Below are 13,557 nucleotides of genomic sequence, written 5' to 3'. Positions count from 1 at the left end.
GTTCCGCACCCGGAGGAGGACCACCATGACTTGCCGCGGATGCGGGAGCGAACGGCTGATCACGATTCTGGACCTCGGGGACCAGCCCGCCTCCGATTTCTTCCCCCCGGTCGGGTCCCCCACCGACGATCCGACCCATCCGCTCGCGATGGCCCTGTGTCTGGCGTGTGCATTGGCGCAGTTGGCGGAGGACGACACGGTCACGCAGGAACCCCGCGGCGTGGAGCCACGCGCGCTGATCGATCAGGCCGTCGACGCGGTCGGCCGAGTGGCCGCCTCAGGATGGTTCGACGGCCGATCGACCGTCCGGGAGTTCGGTAGCCCGCACGGCGGCACCTGGGTGGACCACCTGAAGTCGCGCGGTCTGCACCCCGTGGACGGGGGGCCGGCGGACGTGGTGGTCGACTGCTTCGGCATCATGCACTGCCCGGATCAACGCGCGGCCTTCGCCGACCGTCGTCGTGCGCTGGCCCCGGGGGGCGTCCTGCTCCTACAGTTCCACTCCTTCGCCACGATCGTCGGACAGGGGCAGTGGAACGCCCTGCGCCACGGACACTTCGCGTACTACTCGACGACGTCGCTCCATGCGCTCCTGCGGGGATGCGGGTTGGCGATGCACGAGATCTGGAGCTTCGACCTCTACGGGGGCATCCACCTCGTCGCGGCGACCGCGGACCGGGACGCCGTCCAGCCGGAGCCGGTGCGGCAGATCATCGCCGAGGAGCGCCGTCTGGGCCTGCACACCGCGGAGGGCACGACCGCGCTCCAGCACTCGGCGGACAGCCACGCCACCCGCCTCCGGCGGTGGCTGGAGCACGAGCGTGACAAGGGACACACCGTCGCCGCGTACGGTGCGGCCTCCCGGGCGGTCGCGCTCTTCGCCCGGGCGGGGATCACGCGGGACCTGCTCGCCGCGGTCGCGGACGCGTCGTCGGCCAAGCACGGTAGCCGGATGCCCGGGACCGACATCCCCATCATCAGCCCGGAGACACTCCTCGCCTCAGCGCCCGACACCGTTCTTCTGACCGTCCCGGATCTGTTGCCCGAACTGGAGCGCACCCTGCCTGAACTTTCCGGCCGGTGGGTCGTCGACGGCCCGGTCGACCGGGGCTGACCCCGCGGGCGACGGGGTCGGAAAGTAGGAACTTTCTCACGAACAGGGGCCGGCTGAGCTATCGTGAACTCTTCCGTACCGGACATGGGAGACGCCTCGCATGTCCTCTCACCTTTGCGGGGGACAACATCGTGCAGTGTCGGCTCTGTGGGAACTCCACCCTTCTGAGCGTTCTCGATCTCGGTGCCACCCCACCGTGCGAGAGGTTCCTCACGGCCATCCAACTCGACGAGCCCGAGGTCACCTATCCGCTGCACATGCGGCTGTGCCCCGAGTGCCTCCTGCTCCAGATCCCCGCGCTCATCACGCCGGAGGACACGTTCACCGACTACGCCTACTACTCGTCGTTCTCCGACAGTTGGGTGGCGCACGCCAAGACCTTCGTCGACGACGCGGTCGGTCGCCTCGACCTGGGACCTGACTCCTTCGTCGTCGAGGTGGCCAGCAACGACGGCTACCTCCTGCAGCACGTCGTGGCCACCGGTATCCGCTGCATCGGTATCGAACCCTCCTCGAACGTCGGCGCCGCCGCCCGCGACCGCGGCGTCCCCACCGTCACGGAGTTCCTCGACCCGTCCTCGGCGCGGCGGATCAGGGACGAACACGGCCCCGCAGACCTCGTGGTGGCGAACAACGTGTACGCCCATATCCCCGATCTGCTCGGCTTCACCGAGGGGCTACGGATCCTGCTCGCCGACGACGGCCACCTCAGTATCGAGGTCCACCATGCGCTCCACCTGGTCGCCTCCGCGCAGTTCGACACCGTCTACCACGAACACTTCCAGTACTTCACGGTCCTCGCCGCCCGGCGGGCGCTCGCGACCGCCGGTCTCGACCTCTACGACGTCGAGATGCTGCCGACCCACGGCGGGTCGATCCGACTCTGGGCGAGCCCCGCCGAGGCGGGCCGCGAGCCCGGCCCGTCGGTGCAGCGGGTCCTGGATCTCGAGGCGGATGACGGTCTCCACCACACCGAGGGTTACCGCCTCCTCCAGCCCGCCGCGGACGAGGCTCGTCGCCGTCTCCTGGAGTTCCTGCTCGAACAGCGACGGTCCGGAGCGCGTACCGTCGCTTACGGCGCCCCCGGCAAGGGCAACACCCTGCTCAATTACAGCGGAATCCGCACAGACCTGATCGAGTACGCCGTCGACCGCAATCCCTACAAGCACGGTCGATACACCCCCGGCACCAGGATCCCGATCCACCCACCCGAACGGATCGCCGAGGACCGCCCCGACATCGTCGTCGTCCTCCCCTGGAACCTGCGCACTGAACTGGTCGAACAGCTCCGCTACGTCGGCGACTGGGGCGGACGGCTCGTCTTCCCGCTCCCCACCCTCGAAATCGTGGAACCTGCTCGCAGCGCGGTCGCAGGCCTCGACGACACCCCCTTCCTGGACGGAGCGAAGCGATGAAGGTTGTCCTGTTCTGCGGCGGCTACGGCATGCGTATGCGCAACGACGTCGGGGAAGGTCTGCCCAAACCGATGCAGATGGTGGGCCACCGACCTCTGCTGTGGCACGTCATGCGGTACTACGCTCACTACGGACACAACGAGTTCATCCTGTGCCTGGGCTACGGGGCCAAGTACATCAAGGAGTTCTTCCTCAACTACAATGAGACGGAGTCCAACGACTTCGTCCTGTCGGGAGGGCAGGTCGATTTGCTCGCCTCCGACATCGGGGACTGGACGATCACGTTCGTCGACACGGGACTGGAGTCTCCGATCGGCGAACGTCTCCGCCGCGTTCGTCCCCACTTGGGCGGTGACGAGTACTTCCTCGCGAACTATGCCGACGTGCTCACCGACGCCCCGATGGACGACATCATCGAGAAGTTCCACGGTTCGGGGGCCCGGGCATCGATGATGGTCGTGCCGCCGCAGTCATCCTTCCACTGTGTGCAGCTGGGTCAGGACAGCTACGTCACGGGGATCACCCCGGTGGGTGAATTCCCCATCTGGGAGAACGCCGGTTATTTCGTGCTCTCCCAGTCGATCTTCGACCTCCTGCCGCCGGGCGGCGACCTCGTCGCCGACGTCTGCGGCTCCTTGGCCGGCACCGGAGAGCTGTTCGCCTACCAGCACCTGGGCTTCTGGAAGCCCGCCGACACGTTCAAGGAGAGGGCGGAACTCGACGAGGCCTACACCAAGGGCACCCATCCGTGGATGGTGTGGGCGGCCGATCACGAGCGGACAGCCGAGGAGCGACGCCCGCACCCCGCTCCCGTGCCCTCGTCCACCCCCGAGGACTCGGCCGGGAGCATCCGCCGGTGATCCCGCTGTTCGCCGCCGTTCGCGAGGTGGCCGTCCTCGGCGCCCACTGCGACGACATCGCGATCGGGATGGGCGGGACCCTGTCCGAGCTGTGCTCGACCATCCCCGGACTGCGGGTCCGCGCGCTCGTTCTCACCGGAGCGGGCACGCCGCGGGAGGACGAGGAGCGCGCCGCGCTCGCCGCCCTCCTGCCCGGGGCGGACCTCGAGATCACGGTCCTCGATTTCCGGGACGGACGGCTTCCCGCGTCCTGGAACCGGGTCAAGGACTCCGTCGGGGCGTTCGCCCGCGCAGGCGATCCGGACCTGGTGTTCGCCCCCCACCGGAACGACGCCCACCAGGACCATCGGCTCCTAGCCGAGGTGACGCCCACCGAGTTCCGCGACCACCTCATCCTCGGTTACGAGATCCTCAAGTGGGAGACCGATACCCCGTCACCCTCCGTGTTCCTGCCGTTCTCCCCGGAGACGGCGCAGCGCAAACAACAGATCCTCCTCGCGCACTACCCTTCACAGCACCACCACGACTGGTTCGGTGACGGCGAGTCGTTTGTCGCGTTGTCCCGGCTCCGTGGAGTGCAGTGCCGGGCGCCTCACGCCGAGGCTTTCGTACTAGAGAAGGCGACCATCTCGTTCACGAAGGAGTCGACATGCGTGTCTTGATCACCGGCAGTCAGGGGTACATCGGAACCGTGATGACGGAGGTCTTCGCCGCTGCGGGTCACGAGGTGATCGGTCTGGACATCGGCTACTTCGCCGAGTGTGTGATGGGCCCGCCCCCGCAGGATCCACCCACCATCGCCATCGACCTGCGGGACATCACCGTCGACGACCTCGCCGGCTTCGACGCGGTGGTTCATCTCGCCGCACTGTCCAACGACCCGCTGGGCGCGGTCGCCCCCGATATCACGCACGACATCAACCATCACGCCTCGGTCGCCCTGGCCCGCGCCGCCAAGGAGGCGGGCGTCGGGCGATTCCTGTACGCGTCGACGTGTTCGGTGTACGGAGCGGCCGGGGACGAGCTCGTCACCGAGTCGGCGCCCCTGCGGCCGCTGACCCCGTACGCGGAGAGCAAGGTCCGGGTGGAGGAGGACGTCGCCGCCCTCGCCGACGACTCGTTCGTCCCCGTCTTCCTTCGGAACGCGACGGCGTTCGGTTTCTCGTCGCGCCTGCGTGCCGACATCGTGCTGAACAACCTGGTGGGCTACGCGGTCTTCACCGGGCAGGTCAAGGTCCTGTCCGACGGGACCCCGTGGAGACCGCTCGTGCACATCCGCGACATCGCCGACGCCTTCCTGGCCTGCCTGGACGCCCCGGCCGACGTGGTCAGTGGCACGGCGTACAACGTGGGCAGCGAGGCCAACAACGTCACCGTCGCCCAGATCGCGCAGTCCGTGGTCGACGAGGTGCCCGGCGTCACGCTCGCGATCACCGGTGAAACGGGTTCCGACCCGCGGTCATACCAGGTGGACTTCGGGGCGATCCGCCGCGACCTCGGTTTCGAGGCCCGGTGGCAGATCGCCGACGGGGCCTTCGAGCTACACCGCGCCTACGCCGCGTCGGACTTCACCGAGGAGCAGTTCTTCTCGCGGTTCACCCGGCTCGCCCGACTGCGCGACCTGCAGGACACCCGCGTGATCGACGAGGCGATGCGTCGGTACTCGGCCCTGTCGTGACCCGGCCCGGGGTCAGCGTCTTCGACCGCTCCAACGCGCTGCAGAGCGAGCTCCATCGGCTCGTCCCCGGAGGCGCCCATACCTACGCCCGGGGCTCCGATCAGTACCCGGACTCGATGGCCCCGGTGCTGTCGCGGGGACGCGGTGCGCGGGTGTGGGATGTCGACGGCAACGAGTACGTCGAATACGGGATGGGGTTGCGTTCGGTGACACTCGGTCACGCGTTCGCGCCCGTGGACGACGCCGTCCGGGCGGCGATCTCCGATGGCGTCAACTTCTCCCGACCGACCGACCTCGAGCTCCACGCGGCCAGGGACTTCCTCGACCTGGTGCCGGGTGCCGACATGATGAAGTTCGCCAAGAACGGCTCCGACGCCACCACCGCGGCGGTGCGGCTCGCCCGCGCTGTCACCGGACGCACCGGGGTGGCCGTCGCGCAGCAGCCCTTCTTCTCGGTGGACGACTGGTTCATCGGGACCACCGACATGCCCGCGGGGATCCCCGCGGCGACCACCAGCCGGGTGCGTCGGTTCCGGTACAACGACTTGCCCTCGCTGGAGGAGATACTGGTCGACGGGGATACGGCATGCGTCATCCTGGAAGCGGCGACCAGCCAGGCGGAGCCCGCCCCCGGGTTCCTCGAGGGGGTGCGCGAGCTGTGTACCCGACACGGAGCGCTACTCGTCTTCGACGAGATGATCACCGGGTTCCGATGGTCGGCCCACGGTGCGCAAGGGGTGTATGGGGTGACCCCGGACCTGTCGACGTGGGGCAAGGGGATGGGTAACGGCTACGCCATCGCCGCGCTGGCCGGTCGGCGGGAGTTCATGGAGTTCGGCGGCCTGAACACCGACCGGGAACGGGTGTTCCTGTTGTCCACGACGCAGGGGCCCGAGCGCGTGGGTCTGGCCGCCTTCCGCGCGGTCGCCGCGGAGTACCGCAGAGCCGATCCCGTGGCGGCGATGGACGCTGCCGGAACCGCGCTCGCGGACGGGGTGAACTCGGCTGCCCGGGCCGCCGGACTCGGCGATCACCTCCGGGTCGTCGGCCGTGCCTCGTGCCTGGTATTCGTGACCTGCGACGCCGAAGGCGTGCCCTCGCAGGCCTTCCGGACCCTGTTCCTGCAGGAACTCATCACGCGGGGGGTGCTCGGGCAGTCCTTCGTCACCTCGGCCGCGCACACCGCGGAGGACATCGACCGTACGGTGGACGCAGCCACCGCGGCGCTCGGGCCGTACGGCGACGCTCTCGCAGCCGGCTCGGTCGACGGGCTCCTGCGCGGACGGCCCGTCGCCCCCGCGATCCGCCCCTACGCCGCCCCACGCCGACTACGCCAGGACAGTGATGACTCATCACAGCAGCGACCCCGCTGACCCCCGCCGGTCGACTACGCTCAACCGGGTGGCCTCCGTGCTCGCCCCGCTGCTTATCGCCGCTGTCGTCTCCTCCGCGTGCGCGACCGGCGGCGGTCCGCAGGGTGCGGGCCGACAGCAGGCCGACGATCGCCACACCGAGGTGGAGTCGGTGGCGGTGGCCGATGACGGTACCGAGCGATCCGTGTGCAGATTCTGGTACGGGATCGGCGACTCACCCACCGACGCGGAGATCCGGGCGGATCACGATGTGGTGGTGCTCAACGCGTGGGAAACCGATCGGCTGCGTGAACTCAAGGAGATCGACCCCGACGTCGTCGTCCTGGTGTACAAGGACCTGTCGAGTACCCGCAGTTACAGCGGCGCCTACGACGACGGATCCGACGCCGAGAAGCTCGCGACGGGGATAGGTTTCGGCCGCGCCGAGACGGAGAACCCCGAGTGGTTCGCCCGGGACTCCTCGGGTCGCCGGATCGAGTGGGACCCGTTTCCGGGTCACTGGCAGATGACGGTCTGGGACGAGGCGTACCAGCGCGCCTGGACCGACGCCGTGGTCGCGGAGGTCACGGCCGAGGGCTGGGACGGTGTCCTCGCCGACAACGCGCTGAACACGTTGTCGTACTACACGGACCAGGTGGTGGAAGGGACGTCGTCACAGGCGGAGACCGATGAACGTGTGCGCACCGGCATCGACGAGATGCTCCCCGTGGCCGGCACCGCGCTCAACGACGCCGGGAAGCTGCTCGTTCCGAACACCGCGGACTCGCGCATGTTCGACGGCATGTGGCTTTCCAACAGTCGCTTCGGCGGCGGGTTGGACGAGTTCTTCGCACGAAAGTCCGACGACGGGTCACTCATCACCTTCGACGGCCACCAGTGGGAGGAGATGATGGCCTCGGCGGCGGCCGGGGACCGTTGGCTGCTGCTCATCACCAACGAAGCCGGTCGGCGGGAGCAGCAGTCCGGGTTCGCGGCCGCCGCACTGTTGGCGGGCCCGCGGACCTGCTGGATGGCCACGGGCGATCCGTCCTATCGGTCACTGCCCGACAACCCCTGGCTCGACGCCGGCCTCGGGCAGGCCGTGGAGACCGCCGGACGGTCGGTGGACGGCGTGTGGACCAGGAGGTTTACTGGCGGCTGGGTCGCGCTCAACCCGACGGGACGGGCCGCCCCCGTGGTGGTGCCGGACGAGTTCCGTGACCGTGTGGACGAGGGTCTGCTCGAACCCGGCGAGAGCCTCGTGGTGATCAGATGAGCGTCTCGTAGAACCCGAGGTGGGCGGCCGCGGACCGCTCGACCGCGTACAGGCGTCGCGCCCGGTCGGCCAACGAACGTCCGAGGCGCCCCGGCTCGGGATCGGTGAGCAGTCGCACGAGCGCGACCTCGAGTGCCTCGACGTCGCCCGGTCGCGCGAGATAGGGGTAGCCGGTTACATCGAGCATCTCGGCGACGCCCCCCGTGTCGGTGGCGAGAACCGGCTTGCCGGCGCCCATCGCCTCGGCCACCACCAGCGGCTGCTGCTCCATCCGTGAGGGCAGGACGAGTGCGTCGTGAGCGGCGAGGAGTTCGGGCACGTCGGTCCGGTAGCCGAGGAACTCGACCCGGCCGGCCAGGACGGGGTGCGCTGCGAGCCGCTCGGCCTCGGGTCGGGACGGGCCGTCTCCGGCGACGGTGAGGGTGACCCCGTCTCGGAGCACACCGGGGCGCTGCAGCGCGGTGAGCAGATCGACGAGCCCCTTGCGCTCCACGAGCAGCCCAACGAAGAGCAGGCGACGGACCGGCCCGACCGGTGGCGCGGCCTCGGGCAGAACGACCCCGTTGTCCAGATGGACGATCTGACCGAGAGGGATCCGTAGCCGGCGATGGAGAAAGTCGGCCATCGCGGTGGCGGGGACGACCGTGCGGGTCGACGCGGCGGCGGTGGCGGCGTCTCCGGCGAGGACGGCGCGCGTGTACCGGGACGGTCCGATCGCACCCCGCTCACCACGGAACCACGGCTGCGTCACGTCGTCCGGTACGCCGTGGTAGGTCTGCAGTACCGCCCGGGGACCGCCGGGGATCCAGTGCATACCCGCGGCGACCAGTCCGGCGCGACGGTCCTGGGCGTGCACGATGGTCGGTCGCCAGCGCCGGAGGGCTGCCCTGGCCCGGCTCCGCGCGCGCAGGTCTCCCTTGCGGGGCACATCGATCGGGTGGTGGATCTCGCGGACGGCCTCGCCGCCACGGGCGGGCGGGGGACCGAAGACGCCGACCGTGTGACCACCGAGGTCGGCGACCGCGAGGGCGAGTCGGGTGGTCACGTCGACGGGTCCACCACGGTCCTGTGTCAGCAGGTAGGCGATACGTGCCATGAGCGTCCCCTCCTCGTCGCGCGCCGACTCACCGTCGACCGACCAGTTCGGTCACCAGTGCGGCCATGTCGTCGGCGACCCGGCGCGTGTCGAACCGGGACACCGCTCGAGCTCTCCCGAGACGACCCTCCCGCGCCGCGAGTTCCCCGTCTCTGAGGCGGGCGGTGATCCCCCTGGCGAGTCCCGCGAGGTCGCCGACGTCGAGGACCGCGCCCGCATCGCCGATGCTCTCGCGCATGCCGCCACCGGCGAACGCGACGAGCGCTCGCCCGCTGGCCATCGCCTCGAGGGGCACCAGCGCCATGCCCTCGGCCCGGGACGGCGCGACGACGACGTCTGCAGCACACATGTAGAGGCAGGGGTTCGGACTGTCACCGATCCAGAGCACCGACGGGTCCGACGCGATCGGATGCTCGGCGAACAGCTCCTCACGCAACGGCCCGGCGCCGACGATCGCCAGTCGCGCACCGGGCACGTCGCGCAGCACCGCGGGCCAGGCGCGCAGCAGGTAGTCGTGTCCCTTGAGCGGCGACAGGCGCGCCACGCACACCGCGAGCGGGCCGTCCGGTATCCCCACCTCGCGGCGGGCGAGGTCGCGGTCGCCGGGACGGATGCGGTCGGTGTCGACACCGTTGGGGACGACGACGAGCCGCCCGTCGATCCCGGCGCGGACGCCCTGGAGGCACTCATCCGAGCTCACGCACACGATGGCGTCAGCCCACCGGGCGGCCAGTCTCTCCCAGAGCAGCGCGGGCCGGGCGGCGGCCCCGTCGTCGGCCTCGAAGGACCACAGGTGGGGCTGGAAGATGGTGGGGACCGCGCGCCCACGGACCGCGAGCCGCCCGGCCAATCCCGCCTTCGAGCTGTGCAGGTGGACCACATCGGGACGGACAGTGCGCAGGAGTGTCGCCAGCCGGACGATCTCGCCCGGGGTGCTCCGCCCGGGCGACCGGGTGGCCTCCCAGCGGTGCACCGACACCGGGCGATCGACGAGGCGCTCCGGCAGCCGGCCGGCCGACCCGGTGGCTACGTGCACGTCCCAGCCACGGGCCGCCTGGTCGGTGGCGAGGGCCTCGACGACGGCGGCCACCCCGCCGTCCACCGGTTGCGAGACATGCACCACCGCCGGGCGGCTCGTCGACGTACCTTGTGTCACCTGTTTCCCCTTTCAAGATCGATCTACCCGCGGCGGAGCCGTCTGAGATCCCCCAGGACGGCGCGGTTGGCCGCCCACGCGAGTGTGCAGAACACCACGATCAGAACGATCGTCTGGACCGCGGTCGACGCCCAGGAGACGGTCAGACCCACTCCCGCGGCCCGCAGTCCCGCGGCGGCCGCGACGCACCCGAGCACGGGGATCGACACACCGAGCACGGCGCGGCCCACGTCGACCATCCTCGGCGCCACCCCGGCACGACGCATCACGAGGTGTGCGGGAACGAGCAGCACGCCCGCCGCCATCAGTTGCGCCCAGGCCGCTGCGGTCACGCCCCGCCCGGTGAGGGTGAGGAGAAGGGTCGCACCGATGATCAGGTGTGACACCTCCAACAGCAGGTACAGGCGGAGCCAGCCGACGGCCCGGAGCGCCTCGTACCAGATCACCAGGACGCTGAATATCGCGCCGTAACCGCAGAGCACGATCAGGACCGGTGACGACGCCGACCACTGCTCGCCGAGGAGGACGATGCTGTCCGCCAGGAGGGCGGCGAGCACGTACGGGCCCGCGACGATCAGCAGGCTCGCGTGGGTGAACCGGCCGGTGGCGGCCGCGAGCTCGTGGCGACGGTCAGCCCGGATCAGGGTGGAGAAGACGGGGAACGCGACGGCTCCGAGCACGACGGCCACCATGATGTACGGCACCCAGGCGATCCGGAAGGCCAGCGAATAGACCCCGACGGCGTCCGGGCCGAGAATCCGTGAGATGATCGGGTAATCGATGCTGACCAGCACGTACGAGACCACGGCGGCCGGGCCGACCAGCTTGATCCATCCGATCGCCTCGCGGGCCACGGCGGTGTCCCACCGGAGCCTCAACCGGCTGCCCACCACGTACCCGAACACCGGCTGGAGGACCGCGGTGACGAGCATCCCGACAGCGAGCGAGTAGGGCCCGGCTCCCGCCGCCGCGAGTCCGACGGTGACGGCCGCGCCGAGCAGGGCGCTGCCGGCGTCCGGGAGCATCCGCCGCCGGAAGTCGAGAGTGCGGTGCATCAGCGCCATCTGCACACCGCCGACCGCGGTGAACGGCAGACCCACCGCCACTATCGCAATCAGCGGGGCGGACGCGGGGGCACCGACGAGATGCGCGATGGGGACGCACAACGCCACTCCGCCGACGGCCATGGCCAGCCCGGCCGACACCGACATGACGAGGACGGTGCCCGCCATCAAATTTTCGTCGCGGCTGGTACGGGCGATGACGTCGTAAACGCCCATCATCTGGATGACCTGACCGATGTTGACCAGGGACACCGCGACCGTGACGAGGCCGAGGTCGGCCTCGGTGAGGAACAGGGCGAGGACGATTGTGACCACCATCTGGCTGCCCTTGCTGGCGACGTTGACCAGCCCCAGCCAGAGTGAGCCCCGCGCAGCCCTGGCCGCCAGCGAGTCGGTCGCGGTCGTCTCCGACATGGCCGCCCCGACTCAGCGAGCGGTAGCGGAGGCCGATTCCCCCGCCACCGGCCCGTCAGACGTCGAGAGGTCGCCCCCCGGGTCGGTCGGGACCGTCGCGGCCGACTCGTCCGGCTCGCCATCGTCTCGCGTCTCCTCCGGGTCCGCGTGCTCGTCCGAGAGGATGACGGCGACGATCTCGCGGTGATCCGGCAGGCTGCCGATAGCAGCCCGGAGGGCCGCGGAGTCCGCCGAGCTGCGGGTAACGAGTCCCACGGCAATCCGGCGCTTGTCGGTGACCGGCGCGGGCTCCAGGGCGAGTTCGTCCGCCAGGCGTGCCGCCGCGTCGGCGAGCTGCGGTTCGGTCGCGACGAGACGCAGGGGTCTGGCCACGGTCTCGCGCAACAATCTCAGTTGCTCGAGACTGTCGACGGAGCCGTCGTCGGCGACCATCACCACGGGATGACCGATACCGGCGTCCTCGAGGAGCCGGCGCAGCCGACGGGCCGGTCGTGGCCACCACAGGGTCGCTGCGCCAAGCGCCGCGACCCCTCCGATCGCCCCGGCGACGACGGCGACGCCGAACCCCAGCAGCAGGTCCGGTGACGCGCGCCTCACGGTGGGCACCGGGTCGAGCACGCGCAGGCCCGCGGTCGGGGAGAGGAGCTCCGCCTGCACGAGCTCATCCGCGAGTTCGACGGCGAGACCGGCGGCGACCTCCGGATTCTCCGCGCGCACGGTGAGTCGCGCCAACCCCGAGGCGGGGACGAGCTCCACCGTGACGTCCTCGGCGATCTCGGTCGGATCCCCCGGGGCGCCCGGCACACGTTCGGCCGCGGCGGTGAGCACGGAGGCGCTGTGAGCCACCTCGATCACTGCGGGCAGCGAGTTGGCGACCACGACCCCGAAGTCCGCGGTCTCCGCTGTTGAGGGGGTCGCCTCGGGCACGGCCAGCAGGCCGATCCGGGCGTCGTACGCATCGCTCCGCACCAGCAGAGCCGCGGCCACGGCGAGAAAGACGATGAGCGCGGTCGCGAGCGCCGCCGCCACCCGCCTGGTCAGCCAGTGTGTCGTCGGTCGGTTCATGGGCAATCCCTTCCGGAGAGCAGGGACCTCAGGAGGTCGTCGTAGGAGCGCATCATGTCGTCGGGATCGTAGGAGTTCGCGATGGTAGCGAGTCCGTGCTCCGCTGCGCGATCGCGCGCTGCGACGTCGGTAAGCAACTCGCGCAGTGCCGAGGCGGTTCGCTGCGGATCGTTCCGCGGGACGAGACGACCCCCTCCCGCTCTCAACACCTCGCGGAGACCGTCGACGTCCGACGCGACGACCGGACGTCCTGCGGCGAGCGACTCGAGTACCGAGATGGGCAGGCCCTCCCAGTCACTGGTCAGAACCGTGACATCCGTGGCCGCGAGGAGGTCCCGGACGTCGGATCGGGGCCCGAGGAAGCGTATTCGGTCGCCGAGGTCGGCGGCCCGCTCCTGCAGTTCCGCCCGCAGTGAACCGTCGCCGGCCACGAGGAGAGTGGCGTCCACGTCGAGCAGCCGCCAGGCGTCGATGAGCACGTCGTGCCGCTTCTGCGGCTCGAGGCGAGCCAGACAGAGGGCCACGGCCTGGTCGGGAGGAATGCCCAGTCCGAGGCGGGCGGCGTGACGGTCCGCTCGCCCGGCCGGGGTGACCGCGTTTCGGATCACCCGCGGTACGGGGCGTCCTGCGCCGGCGGCGCTCAGACGATCGGCGATGACCTGGGCGACGGCGACTATCTGGTCGGCGCTGCACCGCAGCGCGCGCGCTGCCAGCCGGTAGTCGTCTCCCGCGACGCCGTGGAACACGGCGAGGACCGGCACACCTGGACGAGCGAGCCGCACGACCACGCTCGCCAGCACGTTGTGGGCGATCACCGCGTCGGGCCGGAACTCCTCGAGGGCGGCCCTGACCGCCCGGCGGCCACGGAGAACCGACGGTACCGACCTGGTGACCAGAGGCAGCTCATAGTGCGGGTGCCCCCGAGACGCGAGATCGTCCGCTCGCGACCCCCCGGACGAGGCGACCGCCGAGGTCCAGCCGAATCGGGCACCCCGGTCCACGAGCTCGACCACCAGGGACTCGGCCCCTCCGATACCCATCTCGTTGATGACATGCACGACGCGCAT

The 13,557-nt window shown here is 70.2% G+C and carries 12 protein-coding genes; 7 read left to right on the top strand and 5 right to left on the bottom strand.

All coding sequences use genetic code 11. The features are described 5' to 3' along the window. The first annotated feature begins 25 nt into the window (after window positions 1-25). The 7 genes from CK206_RS11080 (at window position 26) to CK206_RS11050 (ending at window position 7,695) form a co-directional block, all read left to right on the top strand. A complete protein-coding gene (locus CK206_RS11080; RefSeq protein WP_096906443.1) occupies window positions 26-1,114 on the top strand; it encodes a methyltransferase domain-containing protein in 1,089 nt (362 codons plus the stop codon). A 131-nt stretch (window positions 1,115-1,245) separates the two neighbouring features. Beyond that, the gene (locus CK206_RS11075; protein WP_096906442.1) at window positions 1,246-2,529 is read left to right on the top strand and encodes a class I SAM-dependent methyltransferase; all 1,284 of its coding nucleotides are present in this window, start codon (window positions 1,246-1,248) and stop codon (window positions 2,527-2,529) included. After that, window positions 2,526-3,389 (top strand): glucose-1-phosphate cytidylyltransferase, encoded by an 864-nt coding sequence (locus CK206_RS11070; RefSeq protein WP_096906441.1) that lies wholly within the window; start codon window positions 2,526-2,528, stop codon window positions 3,387-3,389. The genes CK206_RS11075 and CK206_RS11070 overlap by 4 nt, the downstream gene beginning before the upstream one ends. Continuing rightward, window positions 3,386-4,051, top strand: a complete 666-nt coding sequence (locus CK206_RS11065; protein ID WP_096906440.1) for a PIG-L deacetylase family protein — start codon at window positions 3,386-3,388, stop codon at window positions 4,049-4,051. Before CK206_RS11070 ends, CK206_RS11065 begins: the two co-directional genes overlap by 4 nt. Then, window positions 4,039-5,067: an NAD(P)-dependent oxidoreductase gene (locus CK206_RS11060; protein ID WP_096906439.1), complete on the top strand. Its 1,029-nt coding sequence runs from the start codon at window positions 4,039-4,041 to the stop codon at window positions 5,065-5,067. Before CK206_RS11065 ends, CK206_RS11060 begins: the two co-directional genes overlap by 13 nt. Then, complete coding sequence (locus CK206_RS11055; RefSeq protein ID WP_096906438.1) at window positions 5,064-6,440, top strand: glutamate-1-semialdehyde 2,1-aminomutase; 1,377 nt, start codon at window positions 5,064-5,066, stop codon at window positions 6,438-6,440. The genes CK206_RS11060 and CK206_RS11055 overlap by 4 nt, the downstream gene beginning before the upstream one ends. A gap of 28 nt (window positions 6,441-6,468) precedes the next feature. After that, window positions 6,469-7,695, top strand: coding sequence for a putative glycoside hydrolase (locus CK206_RS11050; protein WP_254050557.1), 1,227 nt, complete (start codon window positions 6,469-6,471; stop codon window positions 7,693-7,695). Here CK206_RS11050 and CK206_RS11045 read toward each other — a convergent pair. From CK206_RS11045 to CK206_RS11025, 5 genes are read right to left on the bottom strand one after another with little or no spacing between them, the layout of a single operon-like run. Beyond that, a complete protein-coding gene (locus tag CK206_RS11045) occupies window positions 7,688-8,791 on the bottom strand; it encodes a glycosyltransferase family 4 protein (RefSeq protein WP_096906436.1) in 1,104 nt (367 codons plus the stop codon). The genes CK206_RS11050 and CK206_RS11045 overlap by 8 nt on opposite strands. 28 nt (window positions 8,792-8,819) lie before the next feature. Next, the gene (locus CK206_RS11040) at window positions 8,820-9,947 is read right to left on the bottom strand and encodes a glycosyltransferase family 4 protein (RefSeq protein ID WP_254050556.1); all 1,128 of its coding nucleotides are present in this window, start codon (window positions 9,945-9,947) and stop codon (window positions 8,820-8,822) included. 23 nt (window positions 9,948-9,970) lie between these two features. Further along, a complete protein-coding gene (locus CK206_RS11035; protein WP_096906434.1) occupies window positions 9,971-11,425 on the bottom strand; it encodes an oligosaccharide flippase family protein in 1,455 nt (484 codons plus the stop codon). Window positions 11,426-11,437: 12 nt separating this feature from the next. Next, on the bottom strand, window positions 11,438-12,490 hold the full coding sequence (locus tag CK206_RS11030) for a hypothetical protein (RefSeq protein ID WP_143337729.1): 1,053 nt from the start codon (window positions 12,488-12,490) through the stop codon (window positions 11,438-11,440). Continuing rightward, on the bottom strand, window positions 12,487-13,557 hold the full coding sequence (locus CK206_RS11025; RefSeq protein ID WP_096906432.1) for a glycosyltransferase: 1,071 nt from the start codon (window positions 13,555-13,557) through the stop codon (window positions 12,487-12,489). Before CK206_RS11025 ends, CK206_RS11030 begins: the two co-directional genes overlap by 4 nt.

The sequence above is a fragment of the Dietzia sp. WMMA184 genome, assembly GCF_002441635.1.
Classification (GTDB): Bacteria; Actinomycetota; Actinomycetes; order Mycobacteriales; family Mycobacteriaceae; genus Dietzia; species Dietzia kunjamensis.
The sequence above is the reverse complement of the archived record's forward strand: the minus strand, read 5'-3'. Positions and strand labels throughout refer to the sequence as shown.